Annotated in this window: 16 protein-coding genes; 6 read left to right on the top strand and 10 right to left on the bottom strand. The window is 52.4% G+C overall.

The genetic code is table 11. The features are described 5' to 3' along the window. Positions 1-166: 166 nt before the first annotated feature. The 7 genes from EHSB41UT_RS23540 to EHSB41UT_RS23510 form a co-directional block, all read right to left on the bottom strand. Positions 167-481: a hypothetical protein gene (locus EHSB41UT_RS23540; protein WP_087113318.1), complete on the bottom strand. Its 315-nt coding sequence runs from the start codon at positions 479-481 to the stop codon at positions 167-169. Positions 482-565: 84 nt separating this feature from the next. Beyond that, positions 566-1,873, bottom strand: coding sequence for a ribosome rescue GTPase HflX (gene hflX, locus EHSB41UT_RS23535; protein ID WP_087113317.1), 1,308 nt, complete (start codon positions 1,871-1,873; stop codon positions 566-568). Positions 1,874-2,219: 346 nt separating this feature from the next. Beyond that, entirely contained in the window at positions 2,220-2,471 is a 252-nt protein-coding gene (gene hfq / locus EHSB41UT_RS23530; protein ID WP_087113316.1) for an RNA chaperone Hfq, read from the bottom strand. 230 nt (positions 2,472-2,701) lie between these two features. Then, on the bottom strand, positions 2,702-3,649 hold the full coding sequence (gene miaA / locus EHSB41UT_RS23525) for a tRNA (adenosine(37)-N6)-dimethylallyltransferase MiaA (protein WP_207626745.1): 948 nt from the start codon (positions 3,647-3,649) through the stop codon (positions 2,702-2,704). A 62-nt stretch (positions 3,650-3,711) separates the two neighbouring features. Continuing rightward, a complete protein-coding gene (locus EHSB41UT_RS23520; protein WP_242667401.1) occupies positions 3,712-5,127 on the bottom strand; it encodes an N-acetylmuramoyl-L-alanine amidase in 1,416 nt (471 codons plus the stop codon). 67 nt (positions 5,128-5,194) lie between these two features. Further along, complete coding sequence (gene tsaE / locus EHSB41UT_RS23515) at positions 5,195-5,674, bottom strand: tRNA (adenosine(37)-N6)-threonylcarbamoyltransferase complex ATPase subunit type 1 TsaE (protein ID WP_341350362.1); 480 nt, start codon at positions 5,672-5,674, stop codon at positions 5,195-5,197. 45 nt (positions 5,675-5,719) lie between these two features. Further along, entirely contained in the window at positions 5,720-7,249 is a 1,530-nt protein-coding gene (locus EHSB41UT_RS23510) for an NAD(P)H-hydrate dehydratase (protein ID WP_087113315.1), read from the bottom strand. Positions 7,250-7,335: 86 nt separating this feature from the next. On the opposite strand from EHSB41UT_RS23510, the gene queG reads away from it, so the two are divergent. Then, positions 7,336-8,457, top strand: a complete 1,122-nt coding sequence (gene queG / locus EHSB41UT_RS23505) for a tRNA epoxyqueuosine(34) reductase QueG (protein ID WP_165767388.1) — start codon at positions 7,336-7,338, stop codon at positions 8,455-8,457. A 71-nt stretch (positions 8,458-8,528) separates the two neighbouring features. After that, on the top strand, positions 8,529-9,380 hold the full coding sequence (locus tag EHSB41UT_RS23500; protein ID WP_165767387.1) for a phospholipase A: 852 nt from the start codon (positions 8,529-8,531) through the stop codon (positions 9,378-9,380). Between the two features lie 3 nt (positions 9,381-9,383). Here the strand turns inward: EHSB41UT_RS23500 and orn are convergent, their stop codons facing one another. Beyond that, on the bottom strand, positions 9,384-9,941 hold the full coding sequence (gene orn, locus EHSB41UT_RS23495) for an oligoribonuclease (protein ID WP_087113312.1): 558 nt from the start codon (positions 9,939-9,941) through the stop codon (positions 9,384-9,386). 174 nt (positions 9,942-10,115) lie between these two features. Between orn and rsgA the strand changes: the two genes are divergently transcribed. Both rsgA and EHSB41UT_RS23485 read left to right on the top strand, forming a co-directional pair. Further along, a complete protein-coding gene (rsgA, locus tag EHSB41UT_RS23490) occupies positions 10,116-11,135 on the top strand; it encodes a small ribosomal subunit biogenesis GTPase RsgA (protein ID WP_087113311.1) in 1,020 nt (339 codons plus the stop codon). A gap of 141 nt (positions 11,136-11,276) precedes the next feature. Next, the gene (locus EHSB41UT_RS23485; protein ID WP_087113310.1) at positions 11,277-12,629 is read left to right on the top strand and encodes a hypothetical protein; all 1,353 of its coding nucleotides are present in this window, start codon (positions 11,277-11,279) and stop codon (positions 12,627-12,629) included. A 14-nt stretch (positions 12,630-12,643) separates the two neighbouring features. On the opposite strand, the gene EHSB41UT_RS23480 is transcribed toward EHSB41UT_RS23485, so the two are convergent. Then, positions 12,644-13,849, bottom strand: a complete 1,206-nt coding sequence (locus EHSB41UT_RS23480; protein WP_087113309.1) for a hypothetical protein — start codon at positions 13,847-13,849, stop codon at positions 12,644-12,646. Positions 13,850-14,001: 152 nt separating this feature from the next. Between EHSB41UT_RS23480 and EHSB41UT_RS23475 the strand changes: the two genes are divergently transcribed. Then, the gene (locus EHSB41UT_RS23475) at positions 14,002-14,847 is read left to right on the top strand and encodes a sulfurtransferase (RefSeq protein ID WP_207626744.1); all 846 of its coding nucleotides are present in this window, start codon (positions 14,002-14,004) and stop codon (positions 14,845-14,847) included. Between the two features lie 100 nt (positions 14,848-14,947). Next, complete coding sequence (gene asd, locus EHSB41UT_RS23470) at positions 14,948-15,799, top strand: archaetidylserine decarboxylase (protein ID WP_415837500.1); 852 nt, start codon at positions 14,948-14,950, stop codon at positions 15,797-15,799. A gap of 70 nt (positions 15,800-15,869) precedes the next feature. On the opposite strand, the gene EHSB41UT_RS23465 is transcribed toward asd, so the two are convergent. Next, on the bottom strand, positions 15,870-18,386 hold the full coding sequence (locus EHSB41UT_RS23465; RefSeq protein WP_087113307.1) for a ricin-type beta-trefoil lectin domain protein: 2,517 nt from the start codon (positions 18,384-18,386) through the stop codon (positions 15,870-15,872). Between the last annotated feature and the right edge of the window lie 80 nt (positions 18,387-18,466).

Genomic DNA, 18,466 nt, shown 5'->3' with positions numbered 1-18,466 from the left:
CGAGCTGATGTGATGATATTCCATCATCTATGTATTCGCTGGCAATGATACGTTTCAGCTCTGGGCTGTATTTGGACATAAAAGTAACCCCCAATAATTGGGTGTCCAACTATTGGGGGTCACTTCAGATAATCCACCTGTGGTTGGTTTTTCTTGTAGCCCAAGCTTACAGCTCTTTACCTGTTACCGCTTTGACAATGGCTGCGGAGATGCAGATAGCCAAAGCACCAGTGATAACGATCAGACCGGAGGTGACTGCCAGCCCTTTGTGCGTAACGTTTTTAACCGATCTCTGGAAAATATTTTTCCCTTCCATATTCGGTTTACAGCCATAACCGAGCCAATCGTGCAGATAGGACTGAACCCCATCAGCAATACCCGTGCAACGCAAAACGGACTTAGGTAAACAGCTGATAGCAGCTACCGGTAAGGCGAATGCCGCTAAGGCACCCGCCAGCAAGCCTTGTGCAGAAATTTTCATGACCTTCCTCCCTGAAGATGCCAGAAATGACAAATTGTCAGTAGCTCTGACACCCTACGAAAGTGGAAGTTCAGTGAAAAGTAATCACTCCTGCATCCAGGGCTCAAGGTCCGGCAGATCCCACGGCAGGGTCGCCCCTTCCTGTAGCACCATACGCTGGAGTTCCATTTTCGGCATACGAACTTCCAGCACAGGAACACCTTCCTCGTTGTAGTCCTCGCTCTGCACTACGCCCATTTCATACAGGCGAGCCCGCAAACGGCCCTGATTATGGGGAACCGGAAGGAACTCATGGATCAGATCATCACCCAGCCGTTCGGCAATAGCACGCTGGAGCAGGTCCAGACCTTCGCCAGTCTGGGCAGAGATCCATACCCGATAAGGCTTGTCATCCTCATCCCGGTCGATACGCGGTTTCATGCCCAACAGGTCAATCTTGTTAAAGACCTGCAACTGAGGAATCTCATGGGCATCAATTTCTTCCAGAACGTGCTGCACCTGCTGCATATTGTCCTGACGCTCAGGGTCTGCACAGTCGATCACGTGCAGCAGAAGATCCGCCATGGCAGATTCTTCCAGAGTCGCGCGGAAGGCCTGAACCAGCTTGTGAGGCAGGTGACGAATAAAACCTACCGTATCTGCAAGAATAATCGGCCCAAGGTCATTGATCGGAAGCCGGCGCAGGGTCGGGTCCAGCGTGGCGAACAGCTGATCCGCTGCATACACATCAGACTCGGTGATCGTGTTGAACAGCGTCGATTTACCCGCGTTGGTATAACCCACCAGAGAAACCTGTGGAATATCTGCCCGCTGACGGGAACGACGGGTCTGGTCACGCTGCTTGCGCACTTTATCCAGACGCGCCTTGATGCTTTTGATGCGGGCACGCAGCAATCGACGGTCAGTTTCAAGCTGGGTTTCACCGGGTCCCCGCAGACCAACACCACCCTTCTGTCTTTCCAGGTGTGTCCAGCCTCGGATCAGACGCGTACTCATATGCTCAAGCTGAGCCAGCTCAACCTGCAGCTTACCTTCGTGAGTACGGGCACGCTGGGCAAAGATATCCAGAATCAGACCGGTGCGATCAACAACCCGGCACTTTAATTCGGCTTCAAGGTTACGCTCCTGACTGGGTGACAGGGCGTGGTTGAATAGAACGACATCCGCTTCATTGGCAATGACCTGCTGACGAATCTCTTCCAGCTTGCCAGAACCAACAAAATAACGGGGTGTCATTTTGGAGCTGGTCACAACGACGAACGCGACCTGCTCAACATTGGCCGAACGAACCAGTTCCTGAAATTCACGGGGATCTTCCCGCTGTTGATCATCAACACATTCAGGATGAACCAGTATGGCGCGCTCACCACCTTCATGACGCTCAAAAAACAAGCAGTCTGCTCCGTTAATTAATATTCAATGCATTTTCAGTGCATTCTGCACCGAACTTAATAATTGTGTACAGGACAGTTTCGTTAACTCACTGGTTCTTTTTCTGTATTGCCCAGATACACAAAAAGCCAGCTCTACGAGAGAGTCTGGCTTTTTGGTTTACTGATGACATGCTGTCACTGAGGCAATGGAACCTGTAATTAACATTACAGATGTCTGCCTGTTTTCTTTCGCCGGATCTAGAGGAGCTAAATCAAGCAAAAGGCTACATCACGCAAGAACAGGGCCATTCAGTAAATATATCCCGTGCCGCTGACTTCAGAGTCAGACTTTAAAGACTGTATTATCAGTCTTGTGGCAGCTCGTCGCCTTCCTGGTTAGGCATAGGCAGACGTACTGGACGACCTGGCACAACAGTAGAAACTGCGTGCTTGTAAACCATCTGGCTAACTGTGTTTTTCAGCAGAATAACAAACTGGTCAAAAGATTCGATCTGACCCTGCAGTTTGATGCCGTTCACCAGGTAGATAGAAACCGGTACACGCTCTTTTCTCAGAACGTTCAGGTAAGGGTCTTGTAGGGAATGCCCTTTTGACATTTCCGTACTCCTTTTATTTGTTGAATTATAAAAAGCCTGCGCTCGAAGTCCGGCTTGGAACGGATTACAGGTTAGCAGATACAGAAGAACCAGACAGCAAATTGTTCAAACTGTATACAGCAAAAGCCTTGAACATTAAGTCAGCCCCAGCACGCATACAATAGGTAATATTAGCTATCACTCCGCACATGCACCAAAGAACAAACTATTCCAACACCCAGAAAACTACATTATTTTCCGGTTAACCATGCTTCGGTAAATGCTACAGCCTCGTCCTGCAAATGAGCGGAGAGACTGTCAAACCAGTTCAGTTCCTCCCAGCTGCGCAGCCAGGTGAACTGTCTTTTGGCCAGCTGCCGCGTGGCAACTATCCCTTTAAAAATCATCTCGTCGTGGCTGAGCTCACCATCCAGATAACTCCATGCCTGCCGGTAACCAACACAGCGAATGGAAGGTAATCCCGGATGCAGATCACCACGTTCATAAAGCGCTTTCACTTCATCAATAAACCCGGCTTCCACCATCTTCTGGAAGCGCAGGGCAATGCGCTCATGCAGTACACTTCTATCTTGGGGCGCGACCGCAAGATTCAAGACCCGGAAAGGTAATTTTGAACGTTCCTGCTCTGCCACCAGCTCAGTCATAGTGCGGCCACTGACCAGATAAATTTCCAGTGCCCGCTGCAAACGCTGAGGGTCGGTTGGATGAATACGGGCCGCAGAAGCCGGATCCACATCCTGCAAACGGGCATGAACCACAGCCCAGCCTTCTGTCTCGGCCTGATTCAGTATCTCCTGCCGAACAGCCTCATCTGCTGCCGGCAAATCCGCCAGACCATCCCGCAGAGCCTTGTAGTAAAGCATGGTGCCGCCCACCAGCAGCGGGATGCGGCCACGAGCCACAATCTCGTTCATTTCCTTCAGGGCATCTTCCCTGAACTCTGCAGCGGAATAAGCCTGAGCCGGGTCACGAATATCAATCAAACGATGGGGAGCCCGCGCAAGCAGTTCGGCATCCGGCTTGGCGGTACCGATATCCATTCCTTTGAACACCAAAGCCGAGTCCACACTGATAATGTCACAGGGCAGACGCTCATGGAGAGCAACAGCAAGATCCGTTTTACCAGATGCTGTTGGTCCCATCAGAAATATGGCTGGCGGAAGGTTGTCGGTCACCATCGGCGGTGTGCTTTCCAGACTGCTGCGTTTAGAAGGCGGGCATTCTAGCGCGTGCCCCGCCTTCAGGGAATGCGTATAACCTGCCCAACGCGAAGTGTGTCACGGGTACTGAGGCTATTGTGGCTCAACAGACGGCTCAGACTGACATTGTGACGGCTGGCAATACCGCTCAACGTATCCCCGCTTTTTACCTTGTAGGATGAACCTGCCCCTGACGAACTACGATTGCTGGCAATCAGTGTTCCGGCCGGTGGGTTCTTCAGGAAGAAATCTCTCACTCCCGAGTGAATCGCCCGGGCCAGCTTACGCTGATGCGCCTTGGTCACAAGTTTGCTGGCTTCCGTCGGGTTGGTGATAAAGCCGGTCTCAATCAACAGGGAAGGAATATCCGGGTTTTTCAGCACCGCAAACGCAGCCTGTTCCACTTTCTTTTTGTGGAGACGGTTCACCCGCCCCAGCTGTCCAAGCACCTGTGAGCCGATACGCTGACTTCGGCTCTGGCTGTCGGTCATGGACAGATCGAGCAGCACGCTAGCGAGGACATCATCTTTATCACCAAGGCTGATACCGTCTTCACCACCGATCAGATCCGAGTTGTTCTCTTTGTTCGCCAGCCAGCGGGCCTCCTCAGACGAAGCGCCCCGTTCCGACAGGGTGAACACAGAAGAACCATTAGCCGCCGTGCGGTTAAAAGCATCGGCATGGATGGAAATAAACACATCGGCATTCTTCCTGCGGGCAATGCGCGTGCGCTCCCGCAGGGAGATGTAGTAATCCCCGGTGCGAACCAAAACAGGTTTAAAGCCAGAAGACTTCTCAAACAAAGCAGCTACTTCACGGGAGATCGCCAGAACAACATCCTTCTCCCGAGCACCACGATGACCAACAGCGCCAGGATCTTCTCCACCGTGACCAGCATCGATGGCAATAATCACATCCCGGTTTTTATTCACCGGTTCCGGCTTGCGGGTCTGGGTGGCAGCCACGGCCTTATCTACCAGATCAACCACCAGACGATGACCGTAAGTGGCATTAGGCTTCAGCACAAAGCTGCGCGGGTTCACGTCCTTTTTCAAATCAAGAACGATACGCACGCCGGTCTTGTTTCTTACCGCCTTGCGGATACCTTTGATGGGGGTGTCGCCAAGCTTCAAGCCATCCAGAGAACTTGGCAAACGGGTATTTTCAAGGTCAATAACCACCTTGGGCGGGTTGCTGAGCGGGAATACCTTATGCTCAACCCCACTGCTCATATCGAACACCAGCCGTGTTTTTTCCGGCGAACGCCAGAGGCGCACACCTTTTACCGAGGCCACTGCAGCCAGTGCAGTCGAGGCAGCCGGAAGGGTCAGAGAAGCCACCAGCACAGTAGCAATCTGGCTGAACCGTCTGCGGGTCAGTGAGATTGGCTTATCACTTTGCTGATCAGCTGCCTGTTCAAGATTATCCGGGTATGGTGCGCCTGAATCCTGCTCCACTCTCTACCTGCTCCCTACTCCATCGCTTAAAGCATTCACACAAGGGTCATCCCTGGCCTGAGCTGGTTTATTGGCCTGTCGTAGCCGACAAGGCATCACAAATAGTCTGCCCGTGTTTGGAAACTGGCTCAACCTCGATAAGGCGGCTGTCCGGACGATGGGCAATTCTGATAATTACATCGGCGGGAGGCAGGAATCCCTTGCCACGCACGGGCCACTCCACCACACACAGCGCGTGCGAGCCGAAGTACTCTCGTACCCCGAGAAAATCCAGTTCTTCCGGATCCCCCAGACGGTAGAGATCAAAGTGATAGACGGAGTAGTCTTCCGCCTCATAGGGCTCAACCAGAGTGTAGGTCGGGCTTTTTACCGCACCTTCGTGACCAAAGCCCCGCAGAATGCCACGACTCAGCGTAGTCTTGCCGGCACCCAGATCACCTTCCAGATAGATCACACCCCAGCCCTGGCTGGCTGCTGCCAGCTGGCGGCCAAAGGCCACCATGCTGTCTTCGCCGATTAACTCAAAAGCCTGGTTCTCAAATGCCACGTGCTCAACCACTGTGCTAACAACCCGAACAACAAAAATAAATAATCAGTTTTCTTCAGCCATCAGGCCATTAATCAACCGGCGTACCGCTGGAATCAGATCAGTAGCGGCCATGCCGGCCTCACCTTCGGCCTTGGCGCACTCATCGCCCGCCGAAGCATGCAGCCAGACACCCAACCGAGCCGCCTCTGCGGCACTCAGGCCCTGAGCCAGCAACGCACCAATCACGCCACTGAGTACATCCCCCATACCAGCAACAGCCATTCCCGGGTTTCCTGCCCGGCAAATATAGGTGCACACATGTCCATTTTCAGGAACAGCAACCAGACTGCCTGCGCCTTTCAATACGGCAGCTCCGCCACACAGAGCCTGAAGCTGCTCAACAGAACCGAACCTGTCTGCAGCAATCTCGGGGATGGTTACGCCCAGCATCCGCGAAGCTTCGCCCGGATGAGGTGTGATAACACAATTCTCTCTGGCTTGGAGCAATTCCGGGGTTTCTGCCAGCAGGTTCAGAGCATCGGCATCCAGCAATACCGGCAGGTCGGAAGACAGAACGACCTTGAGAAGCTCGGCTCCCCAAGCCTCTTTGCCTAAACCGGGGCCAATGACCACAGCGGTTTTGCCTTTCAGTAAGGCTTCCAGATCAATACCTGTTGCCACAGCCCGTGCCATCACTTCCGGCCTGCGTACCATAGAGGCCATCACATGTTCAGGCCGAGTTGCCAGAGTCACCAGCCCCGCACCACTGCGCATGGCTGCCTCTGCCGCCATAATCGCTGCACCGCCCATGCCATGGTCGCCACCCACAATCAGCAGATGACCATAATGACCTTTGTGCGCATCTCGGGCCCGGGGATGTATCAGCCCGGTCAGCTCCCGCTTTTTGATCAGCTTGGCAGTTGCCGGAACAGTTTCATACACCGCCGCCGGAACCTGAAGATCCGAGAAAATAATTTGCCCACACACCTGTGGGCCGGTACCGGTCACCAGACCGCGCTTCATACCAATAAAGGTAACGGTCAGATCCGCCTGAATAGAGCGGCCAAGTGCCATACCACTGTCAGCAGAGAGTCCGGAAGGAATATCGATGGCAATCACTGGCTTGCCGGACGTATTGATCGCATCAATGGCACTGGCATAGTCCCCGGACACCTCGCCAGTCAGGCCAGTGCCCAACATGGCATCGATCACCAGATCACCGGTTATGGAGATAAGCTCAGACCAGGGCTGGGTTCTGCCGCTCAGGGAGCGATACCACTCCCAGGCTTTACGGGCATCGCCGGTCAGCTGATCCGGATCTTTCAGGGTTACCACACGCACGGGAATATAACGCTGGCGGGCCAGTGCCGCGATAATGTAACCATCCCCACCGTTATTGCCGGCACCACAGAAAATTTGCAGGGTTCCGCCCCGGGCAATCTGTGGCCATTGTTTCAGGACTGCTTCAAACGCAGCCTGACCGGCCCGCTTCATCAGCTCAATGCCTGAAATACCGTGAACCTGAATAGCTTCAGCATCCAGATTCCGGGTTTGTTCAGCAGTGTAGAGTGAGTGTGGTAAACTCCCGCCCATGGGCGATCCCCAATGTAACTGTTTTAAATTTAAACATCAGAACGTCGCGCGGATGTGTCGCTCTTTCACAAACCGCAAGCGTTTCCGTGCCATTATATCTTTTTAACCCTGTGACCGAATCACCTAATCACTCCCAAAGTCCCATATCGACCGCTCTTTCTCAACAGGAATTGGCTCAACTCGCTGCAGATATCAAACTCTGGGCCCGGGAGTTAGGTTTTCAGGACGCAGGAATCACCGATATCAACCTCGGTGAACATGAGCAGCATTTAACAAACTGGCTGGCGCGGGACTTCCATGGCGAGATGGATTACATGACCAGCCACGGAAATATGCGCTCACGCCCGGAAGAGTTGGTTCCCGGCACATTGCGCATTATTTCGGTACGCATGGATTATCTGCCCGGAGATACCCAAACCGTCCGGATTCTGCAGCAGCCGGAAAAGGCCTACATCTCCCGATATTCCCTTGGCCGTGATTATCACAAGCTGATTCGCAAGCGTATTACCCAGTTGGGCAAACGTATTGAAGACAAGGTCGGCAAGTTTGGTTACCGGGCCTTTGTGGACAGCGCTCCCGTTCTTGAAAAAGCTCTGGCCGAAAAAGCCGGCCTGGGTTGGATTGGTAAAAACACCCTCTTACTGAATAACAAGGCCGGGTCCTGGTTCTTCCTGGGGGAACTGTTTACCGACTTGCCTTTGCCCATTGATGAACCTCAACAAACCAGCCACTGCGGCAGCTGCTTTGCCTGTGCAGAAATCTGCCCAACCGATGCCATCGTTGGACCGCATCAGCTGGATGCACGACGTTGTATCTCTTATCTGACAATCGAGCTCAAAGGTGCAATTCCAGAAGAGTTTCGCAAGCCGATTGGTAATCGGGTGTTTGGTTGTGACGACTGCCAGATCATCTGTCCCTGGAACAAGTTTGCGAAAAACACCTGCGAAACTGACTTCCTGCCCCGTCACAAATTGGATTCGACCGATCTGGCTGACCTGTTCCTGTGGACGGAAGAAGAGTTTCTGGATCGTACCGCTGGTTCACCGATTCGACGCACCGGCTTTGAAGGCTGGCTGCGTAATCTGGCGGTTGGCCTTGGCAATGCGCCAACAAACGACAAGGTTATTTCAGCACTGCAGGCACGGCTCGACTACCCATCTGAAATAGTGCAAGAGCATGTTCGCTGGGCTTTGGAGCAACACAAATAACATTCCGCGCATAACATTTAGCACATGGCCTGACTATTCTTGACCACCAACTGACTTTGCGGATGGTGGTCATGAATAAAAACCTCATTCTATCGGGCGGGCTTCTGCTCCTGCTGACCTTGACCGGAATCACGCATTCGGTTGAGCAGGAAATATCTCATAATGCTCCATCAGCAAATGACCTGTTCACTCTCAAACCCTACCGTGCCAATTATTTTCTTCCGGCCCATTACAGCGAAAAGCCCGACCGAGCCTTCTTTCAGCCTTTGAATCCAAATGATCGAGAAGGTAAAAAAATTGAAATCGAATTTCAGATCAGTCTGTTTTTCGATGTCTGGCAGGGATTATTCAAAGAAAACGACACCGTTCGCTTTGCCTACACCCAGAATGCTTACTGGCAGGCCTATGATAAGTCCGCCTACTTTCGCGATACCGATTATCAACCCGAGCTTTTCTACCAGCTACCGATGAGTCGGCAATGGGGAGACTGGCAATGGCAAACGACAACGGCCGGGTTCTGGCATGAATCAAACGGCAAAGGCGGGAGCTACGAGCGTAGCTGGAACCGGGTCTTTGTCGGCTTTCAGGTGGCGAATGGCAACTTCGCCATCAACTTTAAGCCCTGGGTTCGGCTGAAGTTCAGCCATGACTACAACAAGGATATTTCTCACTACCGTGGGCACGGTGAAATAGAGTTCTTATACCAGACAGAAAACAACCAGCAGTTTATGGCGAAAAGCCGCAACGATATCGACAGCGGCTTTTCCAGAGGTTACGAAGAGCTGGCCTGGCTGTTCCCCATCACAGGAAACCTGCGAGGGTTTATTAAATTAACCAGTGGTTATGGCGAGTCCATTTCCAGCTACAACCATTACGACAACACAGCCGGTATCGGTGTGGCCCTATCCGGCTGGCAGTTATAAAAATTAGAGCTTGATGAAATTCTCGCGATAGAACTTCATCTCATCGATGGATTCGCGAATATCTTCAATCGCTTTGTGGGAACCGGCCTTTTTGTGCTGCTCCAGCAGTTCCGGTTTCCAGCGGCGGGCCAGCTCTTTCAGAGTGCTGACATCGATATTGCGGTAGTGGAAGAAGTCGTGCAGTTCAGACATATAGTTGAACAGGAAGCGGCGATCTTGCCCGATGGTATTGCCGCACATTGGCGAGGAACCTGCCACAGCCCACGCTTTAAGGAACTCGATGGTCAGCTGCTCAGCTTCGGCTTCGCCAACGGTGCTGTTGCGCACGCGCTCAGTCAGGCCGGTTTTGCCGTGGGTCTCCACACACCACTCATTCATAGCATCCAGAACAGAATCTGGCTGATGAACAGCAATCACCGGGCCTTCGGCCAACACATTCAGGTTGCCATCGGTGACGATACAGGCAATCTCAAGGATACGGTCAGTGCGCGGGTCCAGCCCGGTCATTTCCAGATCGATCCAGATCAGGTTATCAGCAGAAGGGGCCTGAGATTGCGCCATAATAATCAGAGTGCCTTAACAAAGAGATTGGGCTAAACAAAATGATCGGAGATCACACATTGTTTGATAAAGATTAGCTCTGTCATCATAATCTGGCCGGATAACATCATGCAAACCACCAGGCGCTGTTCGCAGCTCCTGCTTATGAGTCCTCCCCGGTAACGACCTCTTTACATGGCTAAACGCAAACTTAATCGTCGTCAAAACTGGCGCATCCAGAAAATTCAGGAAGAACGTGCCGCACGCGCCAGCCGCAGGGAAGACAAGATTCAGGATCAGCTGGGTACCTCCGAGCTGGGTCCGGAAGAGGAAGGCCTGGTTATCGCCCATTACGGTGTTCAGCTGGATATCGAACGTCCCTCTGAGCCGGGTTCACTGTACCGCTGCCACCTTCGCGCCAACTTGCCACCACTGGTGACCGGTGACCGCATTGTCTGGCGTCCGGGTAAGGACGATAACGGTGTTGTCGTTGCCCAGCTCCCTCGCGACAGTGAGCTATGCCGCCCGGATAACCATGGCCGCATCAAGCCTGTTGCCGCGAATATTGATTACATTGTGCTGGTCGTGGCACCGGTTCCACGCGCCCATGCCAACCTGATTGATCGTTATCTGGTGGCGGCTGAGGCTGTTGATATCGAGCCGGTTCTGCTACTGAACAAAACCGACCTGATTGATGAGACCAACCGGGATTATCTGCTCGACCTGCTTTCAACTTACCGGGATCTTGGATATCAGGTTCTGACCGCATCGACCAAGGCCGAGCACGGGCTGGATGCCATCAAAGAGCTACTTAAAGACCACACTTCCGTTTTTGTGGGCCAGTCTGGCGTGGGTAAATCTTCTCTAGTCAACGTACTGCTGCCGGGTGTTCAGGCCAAGGTGGGCGAGCTTTCCGAGCAGACCGGCAAGGGCATGCATACCACCACCGCGGCCAAGCTGTTCCACTTCCCTGATGGTGGCTCCCTGATCGACTCTCCGGGAATTCGGGAATTTGGCCTCTGGCATATGGAGCCGGAAGATGTGCTGAATGGCTTTCGGGAGTTCCATGACTTTATCGGTCATTGCCGGTTCCGGGACTGCAAGCACGAGCAGGAACCGGGCTGTGCCCTTCTGGAAGCTCTGGAAGAGGGCAAGATCGAGCAGAAACGGATGGACTCCTACCGGCAGATTCTGGACTCTCTGGATCAGCTGTAGCCATTACCCTGCCTGACTACCTTATCCTGTCTGATTATGTGGGGCGGCCTTCGTCCCACTAAAGTCTAAGCTGCTTCCGAAAACCAAAGCCTTATTCAGCTGTCTAATCCCCAGATTACGGGATTTTCATGGAGAAGCTGTATGTTTTCGGAACTTATTCAACGCCTATTTCGTCCTGCCGTCATGGCCATTCTGGCTTTTTTCGGCCTGATGATGCTCTGCATCCCTATGGCCAAGGCGGATAACTCGCCGGTACTCAGCATCTACATAACCAATGCTGGTGCTCACCTGACTTATGGATCACAAGGCAGCAGCCTGCCGGTTTTCCAGAAATCCCTGAATAACTGGGACAGCGCCGATCTCTACGGAGACCCGCCCAATCTTTCTTTCAACGATTCCCCTCTTAAGCTTGTTCGCCAGCTGATTGAAGCATCAGCCCCGCAACTCAAAGCTCTGAATGGTGATAAACCTTTGAAGGCTTATGTTTCGGCTGCAGGATACGACGCGGCTAAGGGAAAAACCCTGCCAATGGGTTCCGGTATACAGGGTCTGATGACGGCAGAACAAAGAAAACTGTGTTACATCCCGACCAATAACCGCAGCGCTTTCTTTACCTGTGCCTTCAAGCAGGAGATTCTGGCCAATCTCTTCGATACTCAGGACCAGAGTGCCGTGACTCTGCTTATGGAGCAGGACCATCATATGATCACCACGATGGCTGCACTGTATTCCGGTAATATGACGTCGAACAAACCATCGATTGTCGTGCACTCCACCAGCATCAGTCAGCCTTATCTGGTGATGCGTGATGGCACTGCTGAAAACCTGGGAGGGTGGGTGCCTGATAGCTGGGGCAGTCATGGTGGCATATTCCAGATTGGTCAAATGCTGCGCACCTATCTTTCTATCCATCAGGATGAAATGGACCCGCTTCGCTATGTTCTTATGCAAGACTCACGCGCCTCCAACCATCCCGAAGGCACGGCCGCAAACTTCAAACGTTTAGAAGACAGAGGTAGGGGCTATAACAATTTTGGGCATATTGCGGGCGAAACAGCGAACGGATTCAACCGCGACAAAGTTGCACTGCCGCGCGACAAAGAACAGATGTTCCAGCAGGCAAAGCTTGCAGCCCTCCCCTTACTGAGTACCGCACGTCGTAGCTTTATTGAGATGACAACCCTGCTCTATGCCATGCAGGAGCAAAGTCTCGATAACGTGACACCCCATCTCATTATCGTAGGTGAGGAAGCCAATATTATGTTTGCTTCTGAAGACCTGTTCCTGCAGGTCGTGCGCAATGCTATGAACCCGGACGACCCTTGCCAGCTTCCCGCTGAAATTCTAATGCATCGTCCTGAGTTGCAGGATCCTGCGGAGTTAAACCACTGGCTGAAAACCAGACTCATCCCCTTTATGCAGAGCGTAACGATATTACCTCTTGGTCATTTTGCATCCCTGCAACATCAGGCAGCTGTTACCAAAACTCGCTAACAGTTGAATATCACTCAAAGCCCGTAACGGGCTTTGAGTAGCTGCTGATAGGTTTCAACGGCTGCGGTTGCCAATGCCTCTTCCAGTTCGGCGCCATGCACCAGCTCCGGTACCACCAATCCACCGGTTACCTGATCAAAAATCTCCGAAAGCGCAGGGAAGGCCGCCAGCGTATCACCATAAAATCCGATAATTTTTACAGGTATAGCTGCTGATGCAGATTCAGGCTTATTGTCTGGGAGAACCTCCAAAGCCAGAGACCCCAGTGAGCGTGCTGTTTGTTCTACAGATTGCACAAGAGCATGGAAAACTTCCGGGGAGAGATTGTTATCGTCATGCCCAAACAAGCGAGACATAACCCCGCCCAGCTCATTTTTATGCCCTTGTGCATAACGGTTACTCACTTCTAGTGGCGAGTAATGAACCCCTTGCTGATCCCAGAATGAACGAATGCTGTCGTTGAAGGGGCGAGCCAGTTCAGGGTCATCAGCCAGCAGGGCTCCACCTTGATATCCCAAGGCATAAAAGCCACCCTGCGGATAAGGCTTCACCAGCTCGGCTTTCTGCTCGATACCGTGATCATTCAGTCGGTAACCGATACCGTAAGTGTCATCGTAAATAACCAAATTAGATGCATCAGAGTTGGATGTAGCAGAGCCCGTTGCACGAACCGCATTTAATAACAGGGCCGCATCACTGGCTCCCAGTAGAGTGTTGATCGCCAGCCCGTGATTACGGAACTGCTGGTCCACATGACTCTCGTAACGGCTCAACACAGCCCGACCTTCATCAGCCTGATAAACTGAGCCGGGAACCCGCCCATCAATAAGATCAAGCCCGGCCATGGCATAGAGAAAATTGATTTCAACACCATCAATATCTTCAGCCTGCGCTGACTCGTTCTGCTTTTTAATCTGGGGAAGCAATTTACCCAGAAGAGCATCGGTCAGCTTTTCGGTATTCGCTAAACCTTTCTCAAAACCGCCAGAACCAATATTGCCACTCAGATTAATAAAGGCGGCTTCTGTTTTAGTGTCTGCCATTACATGCACAGGCGGGACATCTTTGTAGTCGTCCATATTTATCAGCCAGGCATCAGCCCGGGCATTGCCCAACAGAACCGCAACCAACCATTGATTCGCGGCGAACACACTGCTGCTGAACAATGTGATCATAACGACCATCAGCCAACGAGTTACCCCAGAGAAAAAGTGCGCCATGGTTGCCCCTCTGTGATTTATAGGCTCTGTGAACGAAACAGTAATAGCCCATAAAGCCTTTATTTCCACAGGGAATGACGTTGCGACTCCCGCGAAGGGCAGTACAATGCATGGCATTATTTATGCGCCGCACAGAAACAGGGATAACAACAATGAGCTCAACCGAACTGCCATGTGCCAGCCCGCTACCGGCTGTTGAACTGCTGGAGCCAGAACAGCTCCTGACTCGTCTTGAACAGTCAGATGTGCTGGTTCTGGATGTGTGCAACCCGGCTACTTATCAAAAGCTTCATGTTCCCGGTGCGGTGCATATTGCGCCGGGTGAACTGGTCTGCGGAATTCCTCCGGCAACCGGTATGCTGCCGGCAATGGAACAGGTTCAGGCGGTGTTGAACCGTGTGGGCTACAACCCCGACAAACTTATTGTTGTGTACGACGATGAAGGTGGTGGCTGGGCCGGACGTCTATTGTGGACTCTGGATCTTATCGGCCACCAGCGTCTGGCTTACCTGAATGGCGGCCTGCACGCCTGGTTGAAAGCCCGCCTTCCGGTGCAGGAGCAGACTGTTGCAGTGGAAGCCAGCGACTTTGATCTAACGATCACCAACCCGCAGTTGCGGGTTTCGGCTGAGCAGATCATTGCCGATCTAGCCAGCGATTCTCCTGCGATCACGATCTGGGATGCCCGCTCCCCCGGCGAATATACCGGTGAAAAGCAATTCGCCATGCGCGCCGGCCATATTCCTGGAGCCATTAATTTTGAATGGACCATGGGGATGGATGCCTCCCGCCAGTATCGCTTGCGTGAGGATATGGCGCAGGTACTTGAAGAACTGAACCTGGGGCCGGACAAAACTATCGTCACCCATTGCCAGACCCACCATCGCTCAGGATTTACCTATCTTGCCGCACGTCTCCTCGGATATCCGGACATTCGCGCGTATGATGGCTCCTGGTCTGAGTGGGGAAATCGCCAGGACACGCCGATAACTACATAATAGCAATAACGGAATTGTGGGCGTCTTTTAAGTAGAATATTGAATAACCAACGTGCCTGACTGCCAATAATTACGAGTCAGGCCCCAGAAGCTGAAAGTTATCGTGAAAAAAGATCTGTTTATTGCTCTGCAGTATCTGCTCCCTCACCACCTGATCTCCCGTGGTGCGGGCCTGCTGGCGGAGTGCAAAATCCCGGCTATCAAGAACCCTTTTACCAACTGGTTCGTTAAGCAGTACGGCATTGATATGAGCGAAGCTCAGGAAGAGAACCCTGAAGCTTATGCCACCTTTAACGACTTCTTTACCCGTGCCCTGAAAGACGGCATGCGTCCGCTGCCTGAAGATGAGAAAGCCATCGTCTGCCCTGCAGATGGTGCGATCAGCCAGATTGGTGACATCAAATATAACCGTGTGTTTCAGGCGAAAGGCCACGACTACAGCCTGACTGAACTGGTGGGTGGCGATCCTGAACTGGCTCGTGAGTTTGAAGAAGGCAAGTTCGCAACTGTTTATCTGTCTCCACGTGATTACCATCGCGTACACATGCCGGTAAAAGGCACCCTACGCAAGATGATTCACGTTCCTGGTCGTCTGTTCTCTGTCAACCAGACCACCGCCGAGAACGTGCCTCGCCTGTTTGCCCGTAACGAACGTGCAGTCTGCATCTTCGATACCGAACGTGGACCGATGGCAGTGATTCTGGTGGGCGCAATGATTGTGGCCAGTATCGAAACCGTATGGGCCGGTCTGGTTACTCCGCACAAGCGTGGCGTAAAGACTTACGATTACACGCCGGAAGGCAACCACTCAATCGTACTGGAGCGTGGTGCCGAGATGGGCCGCTTCAAGCTGGGCTCTACCGCTATCGTGCTGTTCGGCAAGGATCAAGTGGAATGGGCTGAGAGCCTGGGTGAGACCTCACCTGTCCGGATGGGGCAGGCGATCGGTTAACCATCTCTGGCTAATTTGATGGTTCCCACGCTCAGCGTGGGAACCAATAGTATGCTCATTTAATTAGAGCTTAGTTACCCCAATACCACCGCTGGTTATTACCACCGTGGTAACGCCACTGGCCTACGTTATCGCCCCGGTTCGCACCGAAGGCATCAACAACAATCGTATTGTTATGCCGGTTACGCAGTACACCGCCGGACATATCAAAGCGCAGATTGTCGCTGTCTACACAGTCCCAAATCACGATCTCACCATCGTTATTGGCCTGCCCGCGGTTATCCAGACATTTGCCCATTTTGTTGCGCAGGAAACCGGTCGCAGGCTCATAAGCCCACTTCTGGTTATCACCTCCGTGGCAGGTCCACTGGATTACATTGGTGCCGTTGTTATTGGAGCCTTTATAAATATCCAGACATAGTCCGGTACCTTCATTCTTCAGCTCACGATACTCAGCCGTATTGGTGCTGGACTCTGCCCGTTCCCACATTCTTAGATAAGCTTCCGCTGAGTTGAAAATCGCAGCCAACGCATTATCGGCACCTATACGACGATAGTTCTCCAGATGCTCAGGCAACAAGCCATAGTGCGCCATGCCTTCTTCGTTGTAGTCAAACGTCCGGTTGCCGGTCTTTGGCTGCTCGAACGTTACACGACCATCGTAGGAGGTAAATGGATAGGTGACCGGGTTGCCGGTTACGCCCATTCCCGAGGCCTGAGGTGCAATGCCATTGACGTCTGTACCGAAGCCCACACCCACAAACTGACCGTTCTTACTCTGCTCTGCCCCAATAACCTCAATCTGTGCGCTCATCCATCCTACCGAACCATTGTAAGGTGAGATCAAGCCGCCAAGAGCGATCAGACGCTGCTGCACCGGGCTAAGAGCCGGTCCGGGGTATTTGGTACCGGCATGGCTTGAGAGCGCACCGGAGTAGTTCAGACCTTCCAGAATCGTGAGCGCTTCACGTTGCATATTCCCGGACATATGGTCCAGGTCGATGATCATGCCCTTGGCAGCCATACGCTCCATCAGGTAACGCCCCTGATCAGAAATCGTCAGCGCATTACAGTGCTGATCCAGCGTCTGGTCATACTCAGGGTTTAAGCCAAGACCTGTCAGAATGGGCTTAAATACCGGCAGATTACCGATCAGCGGAAAGCCACTCGGCAACTTGGTGCCACTTGGCTCATCGGTACAGGCTTCTGCATAGAAGAAGTGACCGGACGACAGTTTGTTCCCAACATTCATCAGGTCACTGGAGTTACCAAGGTTGGAACCACCAAACTTGTTATCAAACCGATGCACCGGGAACATTGTGCGGATGCCTTTGTTGTAATACTCATCCAGCTGGTTGTTGATATGATCATTGGAGCAACCGGTTGGTTCGCGACAATCAAACAATTCCGAGACTTCAATACCCAGCATTACGGCCATCTTGCCGTCAGCAATCACCTTTCGGGCTTCACCCGGTGAATACACAATCCGGAACCAACCTTTACCGGGACCACCTTCCTGCGCATCAATATAATCTTCCAGCTTACGGATGAAATTGAGCTGGTGATCAACACTGTTCATCTCGTTACAGTCATTCGGGTTAATCCAGCTGGCAGGGTTCACCGTTTTCTGGATATTACAGAGCACCGCATTCTCAACCAGATGGTTCACCATAAACTTCACACCACCCAGGTGCGCACGCTCAACCCACTTGTAATAACTCTGCTCGTGGCTGAGGGACTGCCGCATAGGCCAGCTCGGGAAGTCCGGATAACCGCGGGTATCATGGCGAGCATCAACATTACCGAAGCCTACGGCGTTACCGATAATATCCAGTGAGCCCCACGGCCCATGAATACCATCACAGTTGCCAAGAGCATGGGCAATACCATAACGATGGAATGGCGAGCCGCTATGAAACTTGCCGCCAATAAACTCTGAGGCGGTGATATGGAAGTGGGAATCAGCAATACCAACAACCGGCTCGTTAATATCGGACGTTGCCGGTTTATTCTGATCCACCGAAGCATTCAGGCTGGCTTCCGGATACTCCATACAGCCGGTTTGCGGTGCGATAGAGAACCACTGTTCGCTATTACCATTCTGCAGATTGAACAGATTAAACAGGTAGTTCCACCCACGGCCCTTATCAAACCAGAGTGACTTATCGAACTTGCGGGAAACCAGTTGGTACTGGCTTTGGCCATTATGAATCCGTTTATTAATGCCCCACTCTACAAACTCACCCGGGTATTCACCCCGCTGGAGATCCATCGGCAAACGCGTTCCCAGGTAACCGCCTTCCTGATCCAGCAGCATATAGCTGTCCAGCTCAGTCGGTTTTATAAAGAACCCTGTCGCCTGATTAAAGGGCACATCCTGAAACCGATAGCCTTCCGACGTCAGCGTCAGCTTCTTTCCGGTTTCCGGGGACATAAACGCATAACAGCCCTGGGCCAGTGCTTCCGGCTCAAGGCTGATTCCAGCAGGGCTATCATTATGAACAACAGCCTGTGCCGAAAGGCACAGGCCAGAGAGTAAGGCGGCACCTGTTTTCAGGCACCGCCTCCAGTTTTTGAATGTCATCATTGGCGTCCACTTTTGTTTTTATCAGCACAAGGCTGCTTCTTGTTGAACTACCAACCTCTCAACGGGTTAAAGGGCCGCTT

Source organism: Parendozoicomonas haliclonae (genome assembly GCF_900174585.1).
Lineage (GTDB): Bacteria > Pseudomonadota > Gammaproteobacteria > Pseudomonadales > Endozoicomonadaceae > Sansalvadorimonas > Sansalvadorimonas haliclonae.
This window is presented reverse-complemented; position numbering and strand designations above follow the sequence as displayed.